Origin of the sequence: Pseudomonas sp. G5(2012) (assembly GCF_000408945.1) — a bacterium.
Lineage (GTDB): Bacteria > Pseudomonadota > Gammaproteobacteria > Pseudomonadales > Pseudomonadaceae > Aquipseudomonas > Aquipseudomonas umsongensis.
Genome location: NZ_APIO01000034.1, coordinates 23,115 through 45,830, shown reverse-complemented (window position 1 = coordinate 45,830; position 22,716 = coordinate 23,115). Strand labels below are relative to the sequence as shown.

Sequence of the window (22,716 nt, the reverse complement as noted above, 5' to 3'; positions counted from 1 at the left end):
ACCGAATGTAAAAATTTCTCCAATCAGATTGGAGATCGAGCATGCCTTACCTGGAAGCCGTGAATACCTCGCTAACCCGCGCCGATGCCTGGAATGCCGGCAACACCCATTGCCGCGTTCACTATCAATTGCTCGCCGAAGCCGAACCGGACCTGTTATGCCGCGCGCTCAACCTGTTTGCCTTGCAGTGCCTGACCCCGCAGCAGGTGCAGGTGCAGCGTCACGACGATTTGCTGGCCATCGATGTGGTCGTCGACGGCTTGAGCTGGCATCGCGCCCAGGTGATTGCGCAAAAACTGCGCAACCTGATCAGCGTCTGTTCGGTCGATCTGCAAGCGGCGGATTGCGCCTGGGGAGAAGCGGTTCTGGCGGCGGGCTGAAAAACCCCGATACGGCTTCGTCGGGTAGTGGCCCAACGGCTTGCAGGGTCACGACTATCCTTTGCGCACTGTTTTCAAAAGGAGCCCGCATGTCCGTTCAAATCGCCCTTCAGGACCGCTGGCTGGACCTCAATGATGTGCTGCGTGAACTGGTCGCCCAGGGCTTTGTCAGCCAGGACTCGGCCGAACAGGCGTTGAACGCCCGACGCCGTCACGCCGCCGATGGCCAGATACACCCGCTGGAGTTCATCGCCAGCCAACACCTGGACGACCTCAGCCGTCCGGGCAAGCACCTCGACCTTGAAAGCCTGACCCTGTGGCTATCCCAGCAGGCGGGCCAGCCTTACCTGCGGATCGATCCGCTGAAAATCAACGTCGCGGCCGTGACGCCGCTGATGTCCTACGCCTTCGCCCAGCGCCACAAGATTCTCGCGGTGTCGGTCGATCGCGACGCAGTAACCATCGCCAGCGCCCAGCCTTATGTAACGGGTTGGGAAGCAGACCTGGCCCACGTGCTGAAGTTGCCGATCAAGCGCGTGGTGGCCAACCCGGTGGACATCCAGCGTTTCAGCGTGGAGTTCTTTCGCCTGGCCAAATCGGTCAGCGGCGCGAACAGCGCCGATCAGCAGGTCAGCCACCTGGGCAATTTCGAGCAGTTGCTCAACCTCGGCGCCAGCGACCAGGAGCCCGACGCCAACGACGCGCACATCGTCAATATCGTCGACTGGCTGTTCCAGTACGCCTTCCAGCAGCGCGCCAGCGATATCCACATCGAGCCCCGACGCGAACAGGGCACGGTGCGCTTCCGCATCGACGGCGTATTGCACAACGTCTACCAATTCCCGCCCCAGGTGACCATGGCCATCGTCAGTCGCCTCAAAAGCCTGGGCAGAATGAACGTTGCGGAGAAACGCAAACCCCAGGACGGCCGGGTGAAAACCAAGACTCCGGAGGGTGGAGAAGTCGAGTTGCGGCTCTCGACCTTGCCCACGGCCTTCGGCGAAAAAATGGTCATGCGGATCTTTGACCCGGAAGTGCTGCTCAAGGATTTCGATCAGTTGGGTTTTTCCGCCGATGACCTGCGGCGCTGGCAGGACATGACCCGCCAGCCCAATGGCATTATCCTGGTCACCGGGCCGACCGGTTCGGGCAAGACCACTACGCTCTACACCACGCTGAAAAAACTGGCGACGCCGCAAGTCAACCTCTGCACCATCGAAGACCCGATAGAAATGGTCGAGCCGGCGTTCAACCAGATGCAGGTCCAGCACAACATCGACCTGACTTTCGCCGCCGGTGTCCGGGCGCTGATGCGGCAAGACCCGGACATCATCATGATTGGCGAGATCCGCGACCTGGAAACCGCCGAGATGGCCATCCAGGCGGCCCTCACCGGGCACCTGGTGTTATCGACGCTGCACACCAACGATGCACCCAGCGCCATCAGCCGTTTGCTGGAACTGGGCGTGCCGCACTACCTGATCAAGGCCACCGTACTCGGCGTGATGGCCCAACGCCTGGTGCGCACCCTGTGCCCACACTGCAAGGCCCCGCAAACCCTGGGCGAGGAAGACTGGCAAACCCTGACCCGGCCCTGGCAGGCCCCCTTGCCTGGCAACGCCCAGCGCGCCATTGGCTGCCTGGAATGTCGCGATACCGGCTACCACGGTCGTGCCGGGGTGTACGAAATCATGCAATTGAGCGACGGCTTGAAGGCGCTGATCAATCCCGACACTGACTTGCTGGCGGTGCGGCGCCAGGCGTTCAAGGAGGGCATGCGCAGCCTGCGACTGTCGGGGGCGCAGAAAGTGGCGGCGGGCCTGACGACGATTGAGGAGGTGTTGCGGGTGACTCCGCAGAGCGAGCAGAAGTAGGTGGACCGTTACGGAACTCGATTGGGGGTCGACAATCCAACATCGCAGTTAATCAGTGGAGTCACCCATCATGCGTTTCAAAGTTGCTGTCGCTACCATCGCCTTGTTGTCCCTGCCTGTCGGCTCGGCGATGGCTGATAGCTTTTGGCGTAACGTCCTTACCTCCGGTGCAACCACCGGCTCGACCTACCTGACGTTCAAGGATAACAAGATGATCGTCGCGGCCCAGGACGATGCCGGCAGCTTTGTGGCCAGTGACGGCAGCATCCGCGGCCCGTACCTGGAAGCGGCAATGCAGAAAGTCCGCGCCGACAACCCGGGTTTGCAGGCCACGGATATGGAACTGGCGAATGCGATCCTGGCGAAGAATGCCGTGGCTTCGGAATAAGGTTGCCGAACAAAAAATGCCGCCCATATGAGCGGCATTTTTTATGGACGTTTAAAAGCAAAGATCGCAGCCTGCGGCAGCTCCTACGGGGGATCGCATTACCATGTGGGAGCTGCCGCAGGCTGCGATCTTTTGACCTTGCCTAACGGTATTCGTCCAGCGGCACACACGCACAAAACAGGTTCCGGTCGCCGTAGACATTGTCCACCCGGTTCACCGCCGGCCAATACTTGTGCGCCTTGGTGTGCGCATCCGGTGTGACCGCCTGCACGATGCTGTAAGGCCGTTCCCACACGCCAGTGATGTCCGCCAGCGTATGCGGCGCTCGTTTCAACGGGTTGTCCTCGGCCGGCCAGTTGCCATTCTGCACCTCGGTAATTTCCGCGCGGATGCTCAGCATCGCGCCGATAAAACGGTCCAGCTCTGCCTTCGATTCGCTTTCGGTGGGCTCGACCATCAACGTTCCCGGCACCGGGAACGACATGGTGGGTGCATGGAAGCCGTAGTCCATCAGGCGCTTGGCAACGTCCTCCTCGCTGATGCCGGTCAGCGCCTTGAGGGGTCGCAAGTCGAGAATGCATTCGTGGGCCACTCGCTCGTTGCGGCCGGTGTAGAGGACCGGAAACGCGCCGGACAGGTGCCGCGCCAGGTAATTGGCCGCCAGGATCGCCACTTCACTGGCGTCGGCCAATTGCGGCCCCATCATGGCGATGTACATCCAGCTGATCGGCAAGATGCTTGCACTGCCCCAGGGCGCCGCACTGACTGCGCCATTCTGTGGTTGCGGTCCTTCGATAGGCACGACCGGGTGATTGGCCACGAACGGCGCCAGGTGGGCGCGCACGCCAATCGGCCCCATGCCCGGCCCGCCGCCGCCATGGGGAATGCAGAAGGTCTTGTGCAGGTTCATGTGTGACACATCGGCGCCAATGTCCGCCGGGCGCGCCAGCCCGACCTGGGCGTTGAGGTTGGCGCCGTCCATGTACACCTGGCCGCCGTGGCTGTGGATAACTTCACAGATTTCGCTGATGCCTTCTTCATACACGCCGTGGGTCGATGGATAAGTCGCCATCAGGCACGCCAGCTTATCCCCGGCCTGGGCGGCCTTGTCTTTCAGGTCCTCCAGATCGACGTTGCCCGCCTCGTCACACTCGACGATCACCACGCGCATCCCGGCCATCTGCGCCGAGGCCGGATTGGTGCCGTGGGCCGACGAAGGAATCAGGCAGACATCCCGCCCGCCCTGCTGGCGGCTCTCGTGGTATTTGCGGATCGCCAGCAGGCCGGCATATTCGCCCTGGGCCCCGGAGTTGGGCTGCATGCAGATCGCATCAAAACCGGTAATCGCGCAAAGCCAGCGCTCCAGTTCTTCGATCATCAATGAATAACCGAGGGCCTGTTCTCTGGGCGCAAACGGGTGCAGGTTGGCGAACTGCGGCCAGGTAATCGGGATCATTTCGCTGGTGGCGTTGAGCTTCATGGTGCACGAGCCCAGCGGGATCATCGATTGATTGAGTGCCAGATCCTTGTTTTCCAGTTGCTTGAGGTAGCGCAGCATCTCGGTTTCGCTGTGGTGGGCGTTGAACACCGGGTGGCGCAGATAGGGCGAGGTCCGTGCCAGCGTGTCGGGAATGCCGCCGTCCAGGGTTTCAGCGTCCAGCTCGTCGACACTGAGCCCATGATCGGCCCCCAGGAACAGGTCGAACAGTTTCGCCACCGTGGTTTCATCGCAGGTTTCGTCGAGGCTCACACCCAATTGCCCACGCCCCAGAATGCGCAGGTTGATTTGCGCGGCCTGGGCGCTTTCGATGATTGCGGTCTGGGTGCCACCGACCTCCAGGGTCAGGGTGTCGAAGAAGTGTTGGTTGAGACGGGTAATGCCCTTGCGCTCAAGGCCCGCGGCAAGAATGCAGGTCAGCCGATGGACGCGCTGGGCAATCCGTTTCAGCCCTTCGGGGCCGTGATAAACCGCGTAGAAGCTGGCGATATTGGCCAGCAGCACTTGAGCGGTGCAGATGTTCGAGTTGGCCTTTTCACGACGGATATGCTGCTCGCGGGTTTGCAGCGCCATGCGCAGGGCAACGTTGCTGCGGGCGTCTTTTGACACGCCGATGATGCGGCCGGGAATCGCCCGCTTGTACTCGTCACGGCTGGCGAAAAACGCCGCGTGAGGGCCGCCGTAACCCATGGGCACGCCAAAACGCTGGGATGAACCGAACACCACGTCGGCACCCAGTTCCCCCGGCGGGGTGAGCAGCAGCAGGCTCAGCAAATCAGTGGCGACACACGCCAGCGCCTGCTGGGCATGCAGATGATCAATCAGCGGACGTAGATTACGGATCTCGCCGTGGGTGTCGGGATATTGCAGCAGTGCACCAAATACCTGGTGCTGTTTCAAGTTATCCACAGCGTCGACGATCAGCTCGAACCCGAAGCCTTCGGCACGGGTCTGCACCACGGAAATGGTCTGCGGATGGCAGTTTTCGTCGACAAAGAACAGATTGCTTTTCGACTTGGCAACCCGCTTGGCCAGGGCCATGGCTTCCGCGGCCGCAGTGGCTTCATCCAGCAGCGAGGCGTTGGCCAGTTCAAGTCCCGTGAGGTCGATGGTCAACTGCTGGAAATTCAACAGCGCTTCAAGCCGGCCTTGGGCGATTTCCGGTTGATAGGGCGTGTACGCGGTGTACCAGCCGGGATTTTCCAGGACGTTGCGCAGGATGACGGCGGGGGTCAACGTGCCGTGATAGCCCATGCCGATCAGGCTGGTCCAGACCTGGTTTTGCTCAGCGTAACCGCGCAGCTTGGCCAGTGCGGCTTCTTCGTCGAGGGCTGGCGGCAGGTCGAGTGGTCGGTTCAGGCGGATTCCCGGCGGGACCGTCTGCTCGATCAATTCGACCCGGCTGCCGAGGCCAAGGCAGTCGAGCATCGCCTGCTGCTCGGCGGCATCAGGGCCAAGGTGGCGGCGAAGAAAGGCATTGGGGTCGCGTAACTGGCTCAGGGACGGCAACTGGGACATGACGGGCTCTCTCTTGGCTGGCGCTCAGCGTCGATGCAACTCGGTCAATCCAGCATAGCAGTCGATGCCAGACCCGAACCCTTGTAGGAGCGAGCATGCTCGCGATGAACCTGAGAACACCGCGGGGTGTCAGGCTTCCAGCGTCATCGTTGACGACCATCGCGAGCGTGCTCGCTCCTACAGGGGAAAAATCGCCAGAAGCAAAAAAGCCCCGACAGGTCGGGGCTTTGAGATAACGCTGAAGGCTTACTCGCCGATGGCGGCCTTGTAACCCGCTGCATCAAGCAGCTTGTCCAGGTCAGCCGTGTTGCTTGGCTTGAGCTTGAAGATCCACGCGCCGTACGGGTCGGAGTTGAGCAACTCAGGCTCACCGCTCAGAGCTTCGTTGACCGCGATCACTTCACCGGCAACCGGGGAATAGATGTCGGAAGCGGCCTTGACCGACTCCACCACACCAGACTGATCACCGGCGGCGAAGACGTTGCCGACTTCAGTCAGCTCAACGAACACCACATCACCCAGCGCTTCCTGCGCGTGATCGCTGATGCCCACGGTGACGGTGCCATCGGCTTCCAGGCGAGCCCATTCGTGACTCTCGGCAAAACGCAGGTCGGCAGGGATATTGCTCATGTTCTGTGTCCTCAGGAAATTTATCGGCGGTCAACATCCGCCGGGAAAGGTTAGATCAAGGTTTTGCCATGGCGCACGAAGGTCGGCTTGACCACTCGGACCGGGTACCACTTGCCACGGATTTCCACTTCCGCGCGGTCGGCGGTGGCCATCGGCACCCGCGCCAGTGCAATGGACTTGCTTAGCGTAGGAGAGAAACTACCACTGGTGATCTCCCCTTCGCCAACATTGGCGATGCGAACCACCTGATGAGCGCGCAAAACCCCGCGTTCCTCAAGGACCAGACCGACCAGTTTATGTTGTACGCCACCGCTGCGCTCGGCTTCCAGCGCCGGGCGGCCGATGAACTGGCGAGTGGAAGGCTCCCACGCGATGCTCCAGGCCATATTGGAGGCCAGCGGGGAAACGTCCTGGTGAATGTCCTGACCGTACAGGTTCATGCCCGCCTCGACCCGCAGGGTGTCGCGCGCGCCCAGGCCTATGGGGGAAATGCCCGCCCCCACCAGATCGTTGAAGAACCCCGGCGCCTGGTCGGCAGGCAGAATGATTTCCAGGCCGTCTTCACCGGTGTAGCCGGTGCGTGCGATGAACCAGTCACCGTCGGGCCGACCTTCGAACGGCTTGAGTTTCTGGATCAGTGCGCCGCGTGCCTGGCTCACCAGCTCGGCAATCTTGTGCCGGGCATGGGGGCCTTGAATGGCCAGCATTGCCAATTCGGATCGCTCGTTGAGCTGTACGTCGAAACCATCGAGATGCGCCTGCATCCACGCCAGGTCCTGGTCGCGGGTGGAGGCGTTGACCACCAAGCGGTAACCGCTTTCGAGACGATAGACGATCATGTCGTCGACGATACCGCCGCGCTCATTGAGCATGGTGCTGTACAACGCGGTACCGGGTTTATGCAGGCGTTCGACGTCGTTGGCCAGCAAATGCTGGAGCCAAGCCTTGGCCTGGGGGCCGTCGACATCGATCACGGTCATGTGGGATACATCAAAAACACCGCAATCGCGGCGCACTTGATGGTGCTCCTCGACCTGGGATCCATAATGCAGAGGCATATCCCAACCGCCAAAATCGACCATCTTCGCGCCGAGGGCAAGATGAAGGTCATACAGAGGCGTACGCTGTCCCATGGGTTTCTCCTTCCGGGCGTGGCGAAGGTGCGGTCGAGTGATAATTTGTGCGGGAACCTTGAAATAAAAGGCTTCCAGCCGCTTTCACTACCTTATCTGTCAGACGGACCGCACCGAATGCCGCGCATTGTAGCCGCAAGGTGTAGGACTGGCACCTAGCTGTTTCGATGCGCCGAACGTCGTATCAATCCGATGACTGGTAGCAGCCCGACCAAAACCAGGGTCAAGGCCGGTAAAGACGCCCTCGCCCACTCACCTTCACTGGTCATTTCGAAAATCCGCACCGCCAGCGTGTCCCAGCCGAACGGGCGCATCAGAAGGGTCGCGGGCATTTCCTTGAGCACATCGACGAACACCAGCAAGGCCGCGCTCATCGAACCGGGGAGCAGCAAAGGTAGATACACTTTGAAAAACAGTCGCGGCCCACTGACGCCCAGGCTACGTGCCGCTTCGGGCAAAGATGGCCGTATACGCGCCAGACTGCTTTCCAGCGGACCGTAGGCCACAGCGATGAAGCGCACCAGGTAAGCTAGCAGCAGCGCCAACAGACTGCCCAGCAACAACGGCTTGCCAGCCCCGCCGAGCCAGCCGGAGAGCGGGATCACCAACACGCGATCGAGGTAACTGAACGCCAGCATGATCGAAACCGCCAGCACCGATCCGGGCAAGGCGTAGCCAAGATTGGCCAGGCTCACCCCGGCGCGAATCCCCCGGGTCGGCGCCAGCCGCCGGGCAAACGCCAATACCAGGGCGACACTGACGGTGATCAACGCCGCCATCGCCCCCAGGTACAACGTGTGAATGATCAGGCCGGTGTAACGCTCATCCAGATCCAGGCGACCGCGCTGCCAGAACCACACCACCAGCTGCAGCATAGGAATGACAAAGGCGCAGGCGAACACCAGAGCGCACCACCCCGTCGCCAACAGTGCCTTGAGACCGCGCAGGTGATACAACGCCTTGACCCGTGGCCGTTCATTGCTCGCACGGTTGGCGCCGCGGGCACGCCGCTCGCCGTAGAGCACGAGCATCACCACCAGCAGCAACAGGCTGGCCAGTTGCGCGGCGCTGGAGAGGCTGAAGAACCCGTACCAGGTCTTGTAGATGGCGGTGGTGAAGGTGTCGAAGTTGAACACTGACACGGCACCGAAATCCGCCAGGGTTTCCATCAGCGCCAAGGCTACGCCAGCACCGATGGCCGGGCGCGCCATGGGCATCGCCACGCGCCAGAACGCCTGCCATGGGGATTGACCGAGCACCCGTGCCGCTTCCATCAGCCCCTTGCCCTGAGCCAGGAAAGCGGTGCGCGCCAGCAGATAAACGTAAGGATAGAAGACCAGCACCAGGACCAGGATCACCCCTCCCGTGGAGCGCACACGCGGCAAACGCAGGCCGCTGCCGAACCACTCTCGCAACAGGGTTTGCACGGGACCGGCAAAATCCAGCAGCCCGACAAAGACGAATGCCAGCACGTAGGCCGGAATCGCAAAGGGCAGCATCAGTGCCCAGTCCAGCCAACGCCGACCGGGGAATTCGCAAAGGCTGGTGAGCCAGGCCAGGCTCACCCCCAGGACCGTGACGCCAACGCCGACACCGAATACCAGGGTCAGGGTGTTGCCCAGCAGGCGCGGCATCTGGGTTTCCCAGAGGTGGGACCAGATCTGCGGGTCGATGGCTTGCCAGGACAGCAGCAGGACACTCAGGGGAAGCAGGACCAGCGCAGCGATGGCGAAGACCAGGGGATACCAGCGGCGTTGGGCGGGGTGGGCCAAGGTATAGCTCTCGCAAAATCTTGAAGTGTAGGGAAAACGCAAAAAGATCGCAGCCTCCGGCAGCTCCTACATTGGGTCGGTGATCACCCTGTAGGAGCTGCCGAAGGCTGCGATCTTTTGCTCTTTATTGCGGGCGACTCAGTTCCAGCCAGCGCGATCCATCATGCGAATCGCTTCGGCCTGGCGCTTGCCGGCAACTTCCACCGGCAGGGTATCGGCGACGAACTTGCCCCACGCAGCGACTTCGGCGGAGGGTTGCACGGTCGGGTTGGCCGGGTATTCCTGATTCACATCAGCGAAGATCTTCTGTGCCTCTGGCGTGGTCATCCACTCCACCAGGGCCTTGGCCGCTTCCGCATGCGGCGCGTGCTTGATCAGGCCAATGCCCGACAGGTTGACGTGCACGCCGCGATCCGCCTGGTTCGGCCAGAACAGTTTAACCGGCAGATCCGGTTTTTGCTTGTGCAGGCGACCGTAGTAGTAGGTATTGACGATGCCCACGTCGCACTGGCCAGCATTGATGGCCTCGAGCACTGCCACGTCGTCGGAGAACACGTCAGTGGACAGGTTGTTGACCCAGCCCTTGAGGATCTGCTCAGTTTTCTCGGCGCCGTGCACTTCGATCAGGGTGGCGGTCAAGGACTGGTTGTAGACCTTTTTCGCCGTGCGCAGGCACAGGCGGCCTTCCCAGTTCTTGTCGGCCAGTGCTTCGTAGGTGGTCAGTTCGCCCGGTTTCACTCGGTCGGTGGAATAGGCGATGGTCCGCGCCCGCAGGCTCAGGCCGGTCCAGGCGTGGGAGGCCGCACGGTATTGCAGCGGAATGTTGGCGTCTATGGTTTTCGAGGTGAAGGGCTGGAGGATGCCCATCTGCTCGGCTTGCCAGAGGTTGCCGGCATCGACGGTCAGCAGCAGGTCGGCGGGAGTGTTCTCACCCTCGGCCTTGATTCGCTGCATCAGCGGCGCTTCCTTGTCGGTGATGAACTTCACCTGGGTGCCGGTTTTCGCGGTGTAGGCATCGAACACTGGCTTGATCAGTTCATCGATGCGCGAGGAATAGACCACCACCTCGTCAGCGGCCTGGGCGGCGGTGCTGCCGATCAGGGTCAGGGCCAGTGCGGTCAGTAGACGCTTCGGTGCCAACATGGGAGCGGTCTCTCGATTGAAAAAGTGAGGTCAAATGATAAGGACTCACATTTCGCTTCTCAATCGAACAGTTTCCGGAGGAGTTACCAGATGTTGCACAGCGGGAATTGATAGTGAATGTGCTGACGCCTTCGCGAGCAAGCCCGCTCCCACATTTGAAATGCATTCCCATGTGGGAGCGGGCTTGCTCGCGAAGAGGCCATCAGCCACACCAAGGACATCAGGCCTTGGCCAGCGCCGGCAAATCCCCGATCAACCCCAACGCCTCACGCACAAACAGCGCCTTGGCCTCGGGCATCCGATCGACCCAATTCAACCCGACATTACGCAACAAGCGCACCGGCAACGGGTCAGCCTGGAACAGCCGTTCAAAACCTTCCATTGCCGCCATCAACGCCAGGTTATGCGGCATCCGCCGACGTTCGTAACGGCTCAGCACCTTCACGTCCGCCAGTCGCTCGCCACGGGTTGCCGCTTGCAATAGCACTTCGGCCAGCACGGCAGCATCCAGGAAACCGAGGTTCACGCCCTGCCCGGCCAGCGGGTGAATGGTGTGCGCGGCATCGCCGATCAAGGCCAGGCCCTCTGCCACGTACCGCTTGGCATGGCGCTGACGCAGCGGCACGCACAGGCGTGGGTCCGCACTCAGTACCGTGCCAAGTCGACCTTCGAAGGCCCGCTCCAGCGCACGACAGAAATCCTCGTCATCGAGTTCCATCAAGTGCCCGGCTTCGCTCGGCGTGGTCGACCAGACGATCGAGCACCAATCCTGCTGACCGTCGCGTTCAAGCGGCAGGAACGCCAGCGGGCCATTGTCGGTAAACCGCTGCCAGGCGGTCGCTTGATGAGGTTTAGAGCTGCGCACGCTGGTGACGATGGCGTGATGCAGGTAATCCCATTCCCGCGTGGCGACACCAGTCAGGCGTCGCACCGCCGAGTTGGCCCCATCCGCCGCGATCACCAGCGGCGCGCGCAAGGTGCGGCCATCGGCCAGGGTTAGCAGCCAGTCGTCGCCGGAGCGGCGCATTTGTTCCAGGCGCGCATTGGCCAGCATGCCCAGGTCACAGTCGTGCAAGCGGTCGAGCAAGGCGTCCTGAACCACACGATTCTCGACGATATGGCCCAGGGCATCGGCATGCACGCTGGCCGCCGAAAAGTGGATTTGCCCGGTGCCGCTGCCGTCCCAGACGTGCATGTCGCTGTAGGGACTGCTGCGCCGGCTGGCAATACCGTCCCAAACACCCAGGCGTTCGAGAATTCGCTGACTGGCAATGGACAATGCACTCACGCGCGGCTCGAACGGCGCCTGCGGGTCATAGGGTTTGACGCTCAACGGGCTGCCATCGAGCAGCAGGACTTCCAGCCCGCTGTCCTGCAACGCCAGCGCCAGGGCGCTGCCGACCATTCCGGCCCCGACAATCAGCAGATCTGCGCGCATTTCCATGCTTTAAGCCTGTCTCGCTTGCGGCTTGAGCCGCACGTAAAGGGTTTTTCCGACACGCGCCACCAGGTGGCCGGCGCCGTCATGGATATCGACCTGCAATTGCGGCAGGTACTTCTTGCCCTCCGCCGTCTGCCGGCGGATCTCGTCGAGCAAGGTGTCATCGATGTTGAAACGGGCGAATACCGGGCCTTTGCCCGGCGCAATGAAATCGATGTCGGCGGACTTGTCCCAGATGATGTACTCGCGACCAAGGTTTTCCATCAGCATCAGCATGAAGAACGGATCGACCATTGAATACAGGCTGCCGCCAAACTGCGTGCCGACGTAGTTGCGGTTGTACCAACTCAAGCCCATGGACACCTGGACATCACGAAAGTCATCGCTGATGTACCGCACCCGAACCCCGGCACCAAGGTACGGCGGATAGAGGTTCATGAACCGGCACATCAAGCGGGCCTTGCCAAACCTGCGCGTCAGCCACTTAAACATCAGGGCGAGTACCCAGGCCCATGGCTTGCCGGGCGAACCAGCGCTTGGCCGGCGGCAGCAGATCAAGACCGAGCAGGCCCAGATTGCGGCCCAATGAGACCAGCGGCTGAGTACTGCCGAACAGGCGCGTGACCTGGTCGGAGAAGCCCACGGTGAGGCTCTGGTCCAATCGCTGGCGCTCGCGGTAATCCTGCAAGGTGGCGAAGTCGCCCGGCAGGCGTTCGCTGGCGAGCAGCGCATCGGCCAGCGCCTGGGCATCGCGCAGGGACAGGTTGAACCCCTGGCCGGCAATCGGATGCAGGCTGTGGGCAGCATTGCCGAGAACCACCAGGTGCGAGCGCACCTGCTCTTCGGCCTCCACCAGCGCCAGCGGATACAAGTGCCGCACACCGACTTGCTTCAACGTGCCAAGGCGATAACCGAACACCCCCTGCAGCTCGCTCAGGAAACTGCGCTCATCAAGGGCGGCCAGGCGCTGTGCATCCATGCCCTGGCGGGTCCAGACCAGCGCGCAACGATTGTCCGGCAACGGCAGGAACGCCATTGGGCCGTCGTCGGTGAAACGTTCGAACGCCATGCCGTCATGGGCTTCGCTCGGGGTGATGTTGGCGATCAGCGCGCTCTGGTTGTATGGGCGTTTCTTGATGCCGATGCCCAGTTGCTCGCGCAAGCCTGAACGGCCGCCATCGGCGAGCACCGCAAGGTCGCAATCGAGCGTGGTTTCGTCATTCAGGGTCAGGCGGTAGCCATCAGTGAGCGGCTCCATGCGCGTGACTTCCGCCGGACAACGCCAACTGATCACGTCCTGGTCCAGGCCTTGCCACAGGCAATGGCCAAGCCAGGCGTTTTCCACCACATACCCCAGCGCCGGAACGCCCTCTTCCATCGCCGACAGTCGCGCCGTGGAAAAACGCCCACGGTCAGAGACGTGAATCTGCTTGATCGGCTCTGCGCGGCGGGAGATTTCCTGCCAGGCGCCCAGGCGCTGATAAATCTGCCGCGCACCGAAGGACAACGCCGTGGAACGCGCATCGTAACTGGGTTGATAGCTGTCCCCGGGGGCAAACGGTTCGATCAGCACGATCTTCCAGCCACGGGCCTTTGCCCCGGCCTGCAAGGCTAACGCCAGACTGGCGCCGACCAGGCCGCCACCGATAATCGCCAGGTTGACTCGATTCATGCCGCTTGTGTCCGTGCTTGCGCCATCAGGGCCTCGATCTCGGCGACGGTTTTCGGTACGCCTTTCGTCAGGATTTCACAGCCGGCCTTGGTGACCACGACATCGTCCTCGATGCGCACGCCAATGCCGCGCCATTTCTTCGCCACGCTCTGGTTGTCCGGAGCAATGTAGATCCCCGGCTCCACGGTCAGCGCCATGCCCACTTCCAGCACGCGCCATTCGCCACCGACCTTGTACTCGCCGACGTCATGCACATCCATGCCCAGCCAATGACCGGCGCGGTGCATGTAGAACGCCTTGTAGGCTTCGCTGGCGATCAGTTCGTCGACGTTACCCTGCATCAGTCCCAGCTCGACCAGGCCCGAGGTAATCACCCGCACCGTGGCTTCGTGGGCCTGGTTCCAGTGCTTGTTCGGGGCAATCTCGGCAAACGCGGCTTCCTGGGCGGCCAGCACCAATTCGTAGATTGCCTTCTGTTCTGCGCTGAATTTGCCGTTGACCGGCCAGGTACGCGTGATGTCGCTGGCGTAGCAGTCGATCTCGCAACCGGCGTCGATCAGCACCAGATCGCCGTCCTTGAGCAGCGCGTCATTCTGCTGGTAATGCAGGATGCAGCTATTGCGCCCCGCCGCGACGATCGAGCCGTAGGCCGGCATCTTCGCCCCGCCTTTGCGAAACTCGTAATCGAGTTCGGCTTCCAGGCTGAACTCATGCAACCCGACGCGGCTGGCCTGCATCGCACGCACGTGTGCCTGGGCGGAAATCCGTGCGGCTTCGCGCATCACCTTCACCTCTGCCGCCGATTTATACAGGCGCATGTCGTGCAGCAGGTGATCCAGGGCAACGTATTCGTTCGGCGGCTGGGCGCCGAGGTTGGCCTTGGAGCGGATCACGTTGATCCATTCCATCAGGTGCCGGTCGAATTCCGGGTTGCTGCCCATGGCCGAGTAGACGCGGTCACGGCCTTCGATCAGGCCGGGCAGGATGTCGTCGATGTCGGTGATCGGGAAGGCGTCGTCGGCACCGAAGTCGCGAATCGCACCCTCTTGCCCGGCGCGCAGGCCGTCCCACAACTCGCGTTCGGCGTTGCGTTCACGGCAGAACAGGATGTATTCACCATGCAGGCGCCCTGGCATCAGGACCAACACTGCCTGAGGCTCGGGAAAACCGCTGAGGTACTGGAAGTCGCTGTCCTGGCGATAGACGTGCTCGACGTCGCGGTTGCGGATGGCTACCGCGGCGGCGGGCAGGATGGCGATGCTGTTGGGTTCCATCTGCGCCATCAGGGCCTTGCGGCGACGGCTGTATTCCGATTTCGGGATATGAATCATGGGCAGATGGCGTTCCCTGGCATTGATCAGTGCAGCGACGGCTTGGCCGCAGCCGCTGCGTCTTTCTTGGTTTCCGAGAACAGCAGCAGCGGCGCGACGCGCAGGTACTCCATGACTTCCATATAGTCGGTTTCGCCGTCTTCGGACTCTTCCAGCGCGTCTTGCACCTGGGAAATGGCTGCAAGATCCTGCAACACTTCAGTTGCCTCAGTGCTGAGCATGCTACTGTCGCGGCAATTCAAGCCGAAACCACTGAGGAAGCCTTGGCACCACTGGCCCAGAGCCACGGCGCGTTCGGTCAGCGGAGCGTCGTCGGTCGGCAGCAACAGGACCACGGTTACGTCGTCGCCGGTGAGCTCACCCTTGACCATCTCTTGCAGGCCGATCAGGGCGCTGCGAACGTTGTCCTGCGGCTCGCTTTCGAGCAGCTCGGCGGCGTCGATCAGCCAGCCTTCGGCGTCGAAACCGGCGCCGGCGCAACTGCGGCCGAGCAGCAGGCCGTGCAGTTCGGCAGGCGAGACGTTATGACCGCTGGAGGTCAGCAGGGTGGCGAAGCCTTGGTACGGGGAATTCTGAATGGTCATGGGCAGCTAGGCGCCAGACGGCGCTATGTCTAGAATGAAGGCCTTGTATCCTACATCGACTACCCCTGTAGGAGCGAGCACGCTCGCGATGGTCGTCAACGATATCCCTGGGGTCCTGACACCCCGCGGCGTTCTCAGGTTCATCGCGAGCATGCTCGCTCCTACAGTTACCACCCATCAGACGAACAGTGGACACAATGGAAGACACCGACCTGCAAGCGCTGATGGCCAGACTCGAACTGTTGATTACCCGAGTCGAGCAACTTAAGAGCCAAAACGGACTCTTACTAGCTCAGGAAAAGACCTGGCGCGAGGAACGCGCGCACCTCATTGAAAAAAACGAAATCGCCCGGCGTAAGGTCGAATCGATGATTTCGCGCCTCAAGGCCCTGGAGCAAGACTCATGAGTTCAAGCAATAGCGTCACTGTGCAGATCCTCGACAAAGAATATTCGATCATCTGCCCCCAGGAAGAGCGCAGCAACCTGGTGAGCGCCGCTCGCTACCTGGACGGCAAGATGCGCGAAATCCGCAGCAGCGGCAAAGTCATCGGCGCCGATCGCATCGCCGTGATGGCCGCGCTGAACATCACGCACGATTTGCTGCACAAGGAAGAACGACCGGATATCCAGGCCAGCGGTTCAACCCGCGAACAGGTGCGCGACCTGCTCGATCGCGTCGATCTGGTGCTCGCCACTGATCCGGATGTCACCAAGGGCTGATTCGCGTCACCGCTTGCGGTATACTCTGATCACTCCCTGGGGTGCTTGCCAGTTGGCGATGTCCCTGAGCCGATTTGCTATACCCTGGAAGTCGCACGTTGGGCTGGTGTGCATGTCCGCTAGACGGAAAGCCTTAAAGCCTACTGCGTCTTCCACCTTGAACTTTCGGGTTCAAGGGCTAAGTCGACAGCGGCACATCCGGGGAGCCTGATTCCAGTCCGATGCCGGTTTTAATACCGGCATCGGCGTTTTTACTGCTCTGCTTTTTTACAGAGGCGCTTTAGGTAACCGTATTGCCGAAGCCAAAATCCATGACCGAACCTGCGCTGCTCCCTCGACCGCAACTTCGACGCATGCTGCGCAAGGCCCGCCGCGCACTGACAACCAGTCAGCAGCGCCAGGCGGCTCGCGGGCTGTACAAGCAATTGGCCCAGCAACCGCTGTTCCGCCGCGCCAAACACATCTCTCTTTACCTGCCCACCGACGGTGAAATCGATCCGCGCCTGTTGTTGCGTGCGGCTCAACGTCGGGGCAAGGCCACCTATCTGCCGGTGCTCAGTGCCTGGCCGCGAACCAAAATGGTGTTCCAGCGCATCCGCCCCGGCGAAAAGCTCAAGCCCAATCGCTTCCGTATCCTCGAACCCAGGCACAACCTCGCACGACAACGCAAAGTCTGGGCGCTGGACCTGGTGCTGCTGCCATTGGTGGGGTTTGACGATGTTGGCGGACGCCTGGGCATGGGCGGCGGCTTCTATGATCGAAGCCTCGCCTACCTGGCGCGCCGCAATGACTGGCGTAAACCGACATTGCTAGGGCTGGCCCATGAATGCCAGAAGGTCGAGCGACTGGCTCAAGCGAGCTGGGATGTGCCGTTGCAAGGAACGGTGACGGACAAGGCCTGGTATTACGCAGGCTAGACGCCACCGCGCTCAGGCGTCAAAAAGCAAGGATCAGCGCTTGAAGGCTGTCGACTGTTGCTGCAGCGCCGAGACCTCGATGGGTGCATCGGTCTTGTTGTTCCACAGGCTTTGGGCATAGCCAGTGGTTACGACGCCAAGGCCGAACAAAATAACCAAAATCCAAAGTAAATCCGGTTTGCGTTTCATCGATTGCCCCCCAAAGGCATATCAACACGATGTCAGCAGCGGTTTCCATTTGTAGGCCGTGCAGCAGCGTCAAGCTTGAAAGGCCGGCATTTTGCGACAACGTGAACCCGCACGCAAATGCTGGCGTCAACCGACCGTCGGTTTGTCATAAAATTGCCCGACGACCTTTCCACCCACTTCGCAAGGATCCAAACCATGGCCTATTGGCTGATGAAATCCGAGCCCGACGAACTCTCGATCAAAGGCCTGGAGCAGCTTGGCAGAGCGCGCTGGGACGGGGTTCGCAACTATCAGGCGCGTAATTTTTTGCGCGCAATGGCGGTGGGGGACGAGTTCTTTTTCTACCATTCGAGCTGCCCTGAGCCGGGGATTGCCGGGATTGGCAAGATTGTCGAAGCGGCGTATCCGGACCCGACGGCGCTGGAGCCTGAGAGCCATTACTACGACCCTAAGGCAACACCGGATAAAAACGCCTGGAGTGCTATCGATGTCGCTCATGTGGAAACGTTTTCCAGGGTGTTGAAGCTCGATTATCTGAAGCAACAGGCGGCGCTGGCGGAGATGCCTTTGGTACAGAAGGGTTCGAGGCTTTCGGTGATGCCGGTGACGGCGGAGCAGTGGGCGGCGGTGATAGCACTTAAGCCGTAAGATGTGCGGCGGCAATCAGAATGCTTTCGCGAGCAGGCTCGCTCCCACAGGGGACGCATTCCAATGTGAGAGCGAGCCTGCTCGCGAAGAGGCCCGTCCGGGCAACGCAAGCCTTATTGGATGATGAGGTTGTTGAACAACAGGTCCTCAACCACCGGTTTGCCGGTTTCATCATTCATGATCTGCTGGGTTTGCTTAAGGGCTTCCTGACGCAGCTTTTCCTTAGCCTCGACATTGTTCATCGTCTCGGTGGACTGCTGGGCAAACAGCGCCACCAGTTGATTACGAATCAACGGTTCGTTGGCCTTCACCGCTTTGGCGGCCTCGTCACCCGTCACACGCAATGCCACATCAGCCTTGTAGACCTTGAGCTTCGGCGTGCCATCGAGCCCGTAGTTGCCCACGAACGGCGGGCTCAAGGTGACGTAATTGACCTTCGGCGCCACCTCTTCCTTGGCCTCTTCGGCCACCGCTGCCATAGGCAAGGAAAGGCCCAGCAACAACATGATCCACGCTTTCACAATTCGCTCCTTATCCGGTTTGCGGCCTAGCATAACCAGCCGCTACGCCAGCACAAGCTTATGGCTGGTTATCAGGGCCGGGCATGCTCGTTGACCCGTCGACTCACACACCTACACTTATCGGCCAACACTCCCAAAGGAATAGCCCTGATGAAAGCCGTGCTGTGCAAAGCCTTCGGCCCTGCCGAATCGCTGGTGCTGGAAGACGTCGCCAGTCCTGTCGCGAAGAAGAACGAAATCCTGCTGGAGGTGCACGCCGCCGGGGTGAACTTTCCCGACACGCTGATCATCGAGGGCAAGTACCAATTCAAGCCGCCCTTCCCTTTTTCCCCCGGCGGTGAAGCCGCCGGCGTAGTCAGCGCCGTGGGCGAAAAAGTCAGCCACCTGAAAGTCGGTGACCGGGTCATGGCCCTTACCGGCTGGGGCAGCTTCGCCGAACAGGTCGCGGTGCCGGGTTACAACGTGTTGCCGATTCCGCCTTCCATGGACTTCAACACCGCCGCCGCCTTCAGCATGACCTATGGCACTTCGATGCACGCCCTCAAGCAGCGCGCCCACCTGCAACCCGGCGAAACCCTGCTGGTACTGGGCGCCTCCGGCGGTGTCGGCCTGGCGGCTGTGGAAATCGGCAAGGCCATGGGCGCCCGGGTGATCGCCGCGGCCAGCAGCGCGGAAAAACTTGCCGTGGCCAAGGCCGCGGGTGCCGACGAGCTGATCAACTACAGCGAAACCAGCCTCAAGGACGAAATCAAGCGCCTGACCGATGGCCAGGGTGCCGACGTGATCTACGACCCGGTGGGCGGCGACCTGTTCGACCAGGCCATCCGCGCCATCGCCTGGAACGGCCGCCTGCTGGTGGTGGGCTTTGCCAGCGGACGCATTCCCGAACTGCCAGTAAACCTCGCACTGCTCAAGGGCGCGGCTGTACTCGGCGTGTTCTGGGGCTCGTTCGCCCAGCGTCAGCCGCAGGATAACGCCGCCAACTTCCAGCAATTGTTTGGCTGGTTTGCCGAAGGCAAGTTGAAGCCGCTGGTGTCGCAGGTGTATCCGCTAAGCAATGCCGCGCAGGCCATCAATGACCTGGGCCAGCGCAAGGCCGTTGGCAAGGTGGTTGTGCAGGTTCGCTGAGCCCGCCACACGGTCTGGACTCCCATCAATGGTGTCCAGGCCGCCCCAAACTAAAGCAACTTGCGAATATCCTCCGGTAAAAACCTCACGTACCTGGACACCGGATTGTTCAGGCATTCCCTGACAATGACCGGCACCTTCCTGTTCATCCCGGCTATCAGCGCCAGGCGACGCTCGTTAGGCAACGTTGTGGCAGAAAAGGCATTCGATAAATAGGCACGGGTGTAGTGGAACGCAGTGGTATCAGCCCAGGCGTGTTCGGGCGTGTTGACCGTGACTTCATTGAGATCGCGACATTTCAGTTTCTTAAGCCATTCATTGAGATGAAGGGGTAACGCTGAATTGAATCCAAAGACCATCGGCGCAATCACTTCCTGCTCCGCAGGCTTCCCATCCTCAACCGTCCATGGCTTGAACCGCCACTGCCCTATCGCCACCCTGCACGCCTCGGCCAAATCATGATGATCGCTTTGCAAAATACTTACCTTGCTGACCGAGCCATCGGCATGGACCGTAAACCTGACCCTGACATCACCGATGATTCCGGCCCGTTGCAGCGCTGGCGGATAAATCGGCTTGGGGTTGTGCTCCGGTATCAGGAACACGTCACCTCCCCTACTTTCAACAGACAAAACCAACAGCACCAAACACATAACCCACCGCATAACGCATCCCCCTTCTTACCCTGCATCGCCAAACCTGGCTGCCAGACAAAGGGTAAAGATCGAAGGCTTTGGGCTGAAGGTCATGGCTTCCGGTAAAAGCGCAGGACCTTTCCCAAAAAGCTGCCCTATTGCGTTCAGATCAGGCACATCTACGTCGAAACGGTAACGCTTCCTACACCGCCCTTCATTTACGTCTGAGCGACATGTTCATAAAAGAACGCTCGATTTCCAACATTTCCGCTGTTTTGTCGATGAGAACCGATGCTATTTTCGGTAACGAAACTGTAACATTCGCATCCGCAGTCAAAACAAGAAATTTGGAGCTCTTGAATGTTTGCTTTCTTTTCTCCTGCCGCACATCAGGCTCCGCTGCCTGAAGAAAAAATAGACAGCACCTACCGACGCCTGCGCTGGCAGATCTTCGCCGGTATCTTTATCGGTTACGCCGGTTACTACCTGCTGCGCAAGAACTTCTCCCTGGCCATGCCTTATCTGATCGAAGAGGGCTATACCCGTGGAGAATTGGGCGTGGCGCTGTCGGCGATTGCCATTGCCTATGGTTTGTCCAAGTTTCTGATGGGCATCGTTTCCGACCGTTCCAATCCGCGCTACTTCCTGCCGTTCGGCCTGTTGGTCTCGGCAGCGGTGATGTTCACGTTCGGTTTCGCACATTGGGCGACGTCCAGCGTGACCATCATGTTCATCCTGCTGTTCATCAACGGCTGGGCGCAGGGCATGGGCTGGCCGCCAAGTGGGCGGACCATGGTCCACTGGTGGTCGCAGAAGGAACGCGGTGGCGTGGTGTCGCTGTGGAACGTGGCGCATAACGTGGGTGGTGGCTTGATCGGCCCACTGTTCCTGATCGGCATGGGCCTGTTCAACGACTGGCACGCTGCGTTTTATGTACCGGCGGCAGTGGCCATGGCCGTGGCGGTGTTTGCCTTCATCACCATGCGCGACACCCCGCAATCGGTCGGCCTGCCGCCAATCGAGAAGTACAAGAACGACTATCCGGAAGGCTACGACGCGAGCCACGAAGAGGAATTCAGCGCCAAGGAAATCTTCGTCAAGTACGTGCTGCGCAACAAGATGCTCTGGTACATCGCCCTGGCCAACGTCTTTGTCTACCTGCTGCGCTACGGCGTGCTGGACTGGGCACCGACCTACCTCAAGGAGGCCAAGGGCTTCACTGTGGACAAGACGTCCTGGGCGTATTTCTTCTATGAGTGGGCCGGTATTCCGGGCACGTTGCTGTGCGGTTGGATGTCAGACAAGATCTTCCGTGGCAACCGTGGCCTGACAGGCATGGTGTTCATGGCATTGGTGACCGTGGCGACACTGGTGTATTGGCTCAACCCGGCCGGTAACCCGACTGTCGACATGATTGCGCTGGTCTCCATCGGCTTCCTGATCTACGGCCCGGTGATGCTGATCGGCCTGCAGGCACTGGAACTGGCACCGAAGAAAGCCGCCGGTACGGCTGCGGGCTTCACGGGGCTGTTCGGCTACCTGGGAGGCTCGGTCGCGGCCAGTGCAGCGATGGGCTACACCGTGGACCATTTCGGCTGGGACGGCGGTTTCATCTTGCTGATCAGCGCCTGCCTGCTGGCGATGGCCTTCCTGGCGCCAACCCTATGGCACAAGCAAGTCGCCAGTCAGAGCCGCGAAGCACTGGCCTGATCATCCTTTGACTTGCAGCGCTTGAGCCGCGCCTCCAGATTGCGGTCTGGCATGGCGTGGCTACGCAGGGCGTGGGCGGTCTGCTCGACATAATCGCGAGTAGTGCCGTAGCGCCCGCAAGCGTTCTCGAACACGTGGCTCAGGACATGATCCGGCAGGTTGCCGGCATAACTGGGCAGATGCCGCTCCAGGACAAATCCCAATGCCTGAACCTGGTTGCCGTCTTCCAGTCGGCAGTTGAGCCAGTGCGGGCGATAGGACGGAAATGGCATCTCACGTTTCCATAGCGCATACAACGACGCGTCCAGCTGTTCATCAGGCAAGCGATAGGCGAAACCGCTGCAGGAGCCGCCGCGATCCAGACCAAAGACCAGCCCGGGCATTTCCGGCGTGCCACGATGCTCGTGGGACCACAGGTACAAACCGCGATGATAGCCATGCACTCGCCCACGAACGCGCTCGACCGCCGTGCATTCAGGGCGCCAGATCAGCGACCCATACGCGAACAACCACACCGGCCCGCCTTTGTGGCGCGCCATGGTCGACTGCATAGAGCTGAGCAATTGTTCGTGCGTGAGTTGCGGCCCCAGATCGAGCTGCGGAGGATAGGACAGGTTCAGAAACGAAGATTCAATGGCGCTCATGGCGAATAGCGTTCAGCTCCCCGCGAGTAGACAGTTACTAAATAGAACGCACCGCTGTAGCAATAAGGCACATATGTATTCAAGTAATTGAAGCGCATTGGCGCAACTCTTAATTAATTACTTGAACGATATATAACCTACCGACATTTATATGATTTTATAAATACCGATCGGCTATATAGAGAGTTATAACGGGAGGAACTGTAGGAGCTGCCGCAGGCTGCGATCTTTTGATCTTC

General features: G+C 60.6%; 23 protein-coding genes and 1 other RNA gene. 10 read left to right on the top strand and 14 right to left on the bottom strand.

Translation table 11 applies throughout. From position 1 onward, the window contains the following. The first annotated feature begins 41 nt into the window (after nt 1-41). The 3 genes from PG5_RS11435 (at nt 42) to PG5_RS11425 (ending at nt 2,642) form a co-directional block, all read left to right on the top strand. Nucleotides 42-380, top strand: coding sequence for a hypothetical protein (locus tag PG5_RS11435; RefSeq protein ID WP_020797283.1), 339 nt, complete (start codon nt 42-44; stop codon nt 378-380). A gap of 89 nt (nt 381-469) precedes the next feature. Further along, nucleotides 470-2,254, top strand: coding sequence for a GspE/PulE family protein (locus PG5_RS11430; RefSeq protein ID WP_020797282.1), 1,785 nt, complete (start codon nt 470-472; stop codon nt 2,252-2,254). A 70-nt stretch (nt 2,255-2,324) separates the two neighbouring features. Continuing rightward, nucleotides 2,325-2,642 carry a DUF2388 domain-containing protein gene (locus tag PG5_RS11425; protein ID WP_020797281.1) on the top strand — a complete coding sequence of 106 codons (318 nt, stop codon included), beginning with the start codon at nt 2,325-2,327 and terminating at the stop codon, nt 2,640-2,642. 142 nt (nt 2,643-2,784) lie between these two features. Here the strand turns inward: PG5_RS11425 and gcvP are convergent, their stop codons facing one another. The 10 genes from gcvP to PG5_RS11375 form a co-directional block, all read right to left on the bottom strand. After that, nucleotides 2,785-5,658 carry an aminomethyl-transferring glycine dehydrogenase gene (gene gcvP / locus PG5_RS11420; RefSeq protein WP_020797280.1) on the bottom strand — a complete coding sequence of 958 codons (2,874 nt, stop codon included), beginning with the start codon at nt 5,656-5,658 and terminating at the stop codon, nt 2,785-2,787. 246 nt (nt 5,659-5,904) lie between these two features. Continuing rightward, a complete protein-coding gene (gene gcvH / locus PG5_RS11415) occupies nt 5,905-6,288 on the bottom strand; it encodes a glycine cleavage system protein GcvH (protein WP_020797279.1) in 384 nt (127 codons plus the stop codon). 50 nt (nt 6,289-6,338) lie between these two features. Then, nucleotides 6,339-7,421 carry a glycine cleavage system aminomethyltransferase GcvT gene (gene gcvT / locus PG5_RS11410; RefSeq protein ID WP_020797277.1) on the bottom strand — a complete coding sequence of 361 codons (1,083 nt, stop codon included), beginning with the start codon at nt 7,419-7,421 and terminating at the stop codon, nt 6,339-6,341. 155 nt (nt 7,422-7,576) lie between these two features. Then, nucleotides 7,577-9,193: an iron ABC transporter permease gene (locus tag PG5_RS11405; RefSeq protein WP_033044230.1), complete on the bottom strand. Its 1,617-nt coding sequence runs from the start codon at nt 9,191-9,193 to the stop codon at nt 7,577-7,579. Between the two features lie 138 nt (nt 9,194-9,331). Then, nucleotides 9,332-10,336: an extracellular solute-binding protein gene (locus PG5_RS11400; protein WP_020797275.1), complete on the bottom strand. Its 1,005-nt coding sequence runs from the start codon at nt 10,334-10,336 to the stop codon at nt 9,332-9,334. 220 nt (nt 10,337-10,556) lie between these two features. Beyond that, nucleotides 10,557-11,774, bottom strand: a complete 1,218-nt coding sequence (locus PG5_RS11395) for a 2-octaprenyl-3-methyl-6-methoxy-1,4-benzoquinol hydroxylase (protein WP_168759239.1) — start codon at nt 11,772-11,774, stop codon at nt 10,557-10,559. 9 nt (nt 11,775-11,783) lie between these two features. Further along, complete coding sequence (locus tag PG5_RS11390; protein WP_033042136.1) at nt 11,784-12,269, bottom strand: DUF4442 domain-containing protein; 486 nt, start codon at nt 12,267-12,269, stop codon at nt 11,784-11,786. Continuing rightward, nucleotides 12,262-13,449, bottom strand: coding sequence for a 2-octaprenyl-6-methoxyphenyl hydroxylase (ubiH, locus tag PG5_RS11385; RefSeq protein WP_020797272.1), 1,188 nt, complete (start codon nt 13,447-13,449; stop codon nt 12,262-12,264). The genes PG5_RS11390 and ubiH overlap by 8 nt, the downstream gene beginning before the upstream one ends. After that, complete coding sequence (gene pepP / locus PG5_RS11380; protein WP_020797271.1) at nt 13,446-14,780, bottom strand: Xaa-Pro aminopeptidase; 1,335 nt, start codon at nt 14,778-14,780, stop codon at nt 13,446-13,448. The genes ubiH and pepP overlap by 4 nt, the downstream gene beginning before the upstream one ends. 26 nt (nt 14,781-14,806) lie before the next feature. Further along, nucleotides 14,807-15,364 (bottom strand): YecA family protein, encoded by a 558-nt coding sequence (locus PG5_RS11375; RefSeq protein ID WP_020797270.1) that lies wholly within the window; start codon nt 15,362-15,364, stop codon nt 14,807-14,809. Between the two features lie 197 nt (nt 15,365-15,561). On the opposite strand from PG5_RS11375, the gene PG5_RS11370 reads away from it, so the two are divergent. The 4 genes from PG5_RS11370 to PG5_RS11360 all read left to right on the top strand — a co-directional run bounded on the left by PG5_RS11370 (nt 15,562) and on the right by PG5_RS11360 (nt 17,002). Then, entirely contained in the window at nt 15,562-15,771 is a 210-nt protein-coding gene (locus PG5_RS11370; RefSeq protein ID WP_007982902.1) for a TIGR02449 family protein, read from the top strand. Then, nucleotides 15,768-16,085 carry a cell division protein ZapA gene (locus PG5_RS11365; protein ID WP_008055229.1) on the top strand — a complete coding sequence of 106 codons (318 nt, stop codon included), beginning with the start codon at nt 15,768-15,770 and terminating at the stop codon, nt 16,083-16,085. Before PG5_RS11370 ends, PG5_RS11365 begins: the two co-directional genes overlap by 4 nt. Before the next feature lie 30 nt (nt 16,086-16,115). Further along, nucleotides 16,116-16,294, top strand: a non-coding RNA gene (gene ssrS / locus PG5_RS33350) — 6S RNA. Between the two features lie 102 nt (nt 16,295-16,396). After that, nucleotides 16,397-17,002 (top strand): 5-formyltetrahydrofolate cyclo-ligase, encoded by a 606-nt coding sequence (locus PG5_RS11360; protein ID WP_033042138.1) that lies wholly within the window; start codon nt 16,397-16,399, stop codon nt 17,000-17,002. A gap of 33 nt (nt 17,003-17,035) precedes the next feature. Here the strand turns inward: PG5_RS11360 and PG5_RS34435 are convergent, their stop codons facing one another. Beyond that, on the bottom strand, nt 17,036-17,191 hold the full coding sequence (locus PG5_RS34435; protein ID WP_020797268.1) for a hypothetical protein: 156 nt from the start codon (nt 17,189-17,191) through the stop codon (nt 17,036-17,038). Between the two features lie 195 nt (nt 17,192-17,386). On the opposite strand from PG5_RS34435, the gene PG5_RS11355 reads away from it, so the two are divergent. Next, nucleotides 17,387-17,839, top strand: a complete 453-nt coding sequence (locus tag PG5_RS11355) for an EVE domain-containing protein (protein WP_020797267.1) — start codon at nt 17,387-17,389, stop codon at nt 17,837-17,839. A 113-nt stretch (nt 17,840-17,952) separates the two neighbouring features. Here the strand turns inward: PG5_RS11355 and PG5_RS11350 are convergent, their stop codons facing one another. Further along, on the bottom strand, nt 17,953-18,360 hold the full coding sequence (locus PG5_RS11350; protein WP_020797266.1) for a flagellar basal body-associated protein FliL: 408 nt from the start codon (nt 18,358-18,360) through the stop codon (nt 17,953-17,955). Between the two features lie 150 nt (nt 18,361-18,510). Between PG5_RS11350 and PG5_RS11345 the strand changes: the two genes are divergently transcribed. After that, on the top strand, nt 18,511-19,488 hold the full coding sequence (locus PG5_RS11345; protein WP_020797265.1) for an NADPH:quinone oxidoreductase family protein: 978 nt from the start codon (nt 18,511-18,513) through the stop codon (nt 19,486-19,488). A gap of 50 nt (nt 19,489-19,538) precedes the next feature. Here the strand turns inward: PG5_RS11345 and PG5_RS11340 are convergent, their stop codons facing one another. Then, the gene (locus PG5_RS11340) at nt 19,539-20,153 is read right to left on the bottom strand and encodes an energy transducer TonB (RefSeq protein WP_033042149.1); all 615 of its coding nucleotides are present in this window, start codon (nt 20,151-20,153) and stop codon (nt 19,539-19,541) included. 330 nt (nt 20,154-20,483) lie between these two features. On the opposite strand from PG5_RS11340, the gene glpT reads away from it, so the two are divergent. Next, entirely contained in the window at nt 20,484-21,833 is a 1,350-nt protein-coding gene (glpT, locus tag PG5_RS11335) for a glycerol-3-phosphate transporter (protein WP_020797263.1), read from the top strand. Here the strand turns inward: glpT and PG5_RS11330 are convergent. Then, nucleotides 21,809-22,477: a gamma-glutamylcyclotransferase gene (locus PG5_RS11330; RefSeq protein WP_020797262.1), complete on the bottom strand. Its 669-nt coding sequence runs from the start codon at nt 22,475-22,477 to the stop codon at nt 21,809-21,811. The genes glpT and PG5_RS11330 overlap by 25 nt on opposite strands. Nucleotides 22,478-22,716: the final 239 nt, after the last annotated feature.

Coding starts and splice junctions, on each gene's coding strand:
- PG5_RS11435 (WP_020797283.1), top strand. CDS start 42: ATGCCTTACCTGGAAGCCGTGAATACCTCGCTAACCCGCGCCGATGCC.
- PG5_RS11430 (WP_020797282.1), top strand. CDS start 470: ATGTCCGTTCAAATCGCCCTTCAGGACCGCTGGCTGGACCTCAATGAT.
- PG5_RS11425 (WP_020797281.1), top strand. CDS start 2,325: ATGCGTTTCAAAGTTGCTGTCGCTACCATCGCCTTGTTGTCCCTGCCT.
- gcvP (WP_020797280.1), bottom strand. CDS start 5,658: ATGTCCCAGTTGCCGTCCCTGAGCCAGTTACGCGACCCCAATGCCTTT.
- gcvH (WP_020797279.1), bottom strand. CDS start 6,288: ATGAGCAATATCCCTGCCGACCTGCGTTTTGCCGAGAGTCACGAATGG.
- gcvT (WP_020797277.1), bottom strand. CDS start 7,421: ATGGGACAGCGTACGCCTCTGTATGACCTTCATCTTGCCCTCGGCGCG.
- PG5_RS11400 (WP_020797275.1), bottom strand. CDS start 10,336: ATGTTGGCACCGAAGCGTCTACTGACCGCACTGGCCCTGACCCTGATC.
- PG5_RS11395 (WP_168759239.1), bottom strand. CDS start 11,774: ATGCGCGCAGATCTGCTGATTGTCGGGGCCGGAATGGTCGGCAGCGCC.
- PG5_RS11390 (WP_033042136.1), bottom strand. CDS start 12,269: ATGTTTAAGTGGCTGACGCGCAGGTTTGGCAAGGCCCGCTTGATGTGC.
- ubiH (WP_020797272.1), bottom strand. CDS start 13,449: ATGAATCGAGTCAACCTGGCGATTATCGGTGGCGGCCTGGTCGGCGCC.
- pepP (WP_020797271.1), bottom strand. CDS start 14,780: ATGATTCATATCCCGAAATCGGAATACAGCCGTCGCCGCAAGGCCCTG.
- PG5_RS11375 (WP_020797270.1), bottom strand. CDS start 15,364: ATGACCATTCAGAATTCCCCGTACCAAGGCTTCGCCACCCTGCTGACC.
- PG5_RS11370 (WP_007982902.1), top strand. CDS start 15,562: ATGGAAGACACCGACCTGCAAGCGCTGATGGCCAGACTCGAACTGTTG.
- PG5_RS11365 (WP_008055229.1), top strand. CDS start 15,768: ATGAGTTCAAGCAATAGCGTCACTGTGCAGATCCTCGACAAAGAATAT.
- PG5_RS11360 (WP_033042138.1), top strand. CDS start 16,397: ATGACCGAACCTGCGCTGCTCCCTCGACCGCAACTTCGACGCATGCTG.
- PG5_RS34435 (WP_020797268.1), bottom strand. CDS start 17,191: ATGAAACGCAAACCGGATTTACTTTGGATTTTGGTTATTTTGTTCGGC.
- PG5_RS11355 (WP_020797267.1), top strand. CDS start 17,387: ATGGCCTATTGGCTGATGAAATCCGAGCCCGACGAACTCTCGATCAAA.
- PG5_RS11345 (WP_020797265.1), top strand. CDS start 18,511: ATGAAAGCCGTGCTGTGCAAAGCCTTCGGCCCTGCCGAATCGCTGGTG.
- PG5_RS11340 (WP_033042149.1), bottom strand. CDS start 20,153: ATGCGGTGGGTTATGTGTTTGGTGCTGTTGGTTTTGTCTGTTGAAAGT.
- glpT (WP_020797263.1), top strand. CDS start 20,484: ATGTTTGCTTTCTTTTCTCCTGCCGCACATCAGGCTCCGCTGCCTGAA.
- PG5_RS11330 (WP_020797262.1), bottom strand. CDS start 22,477: ATGAGCGCCATTGAATCTTCGTTTCTGAACCTGTCCTATCCTCCGCAG.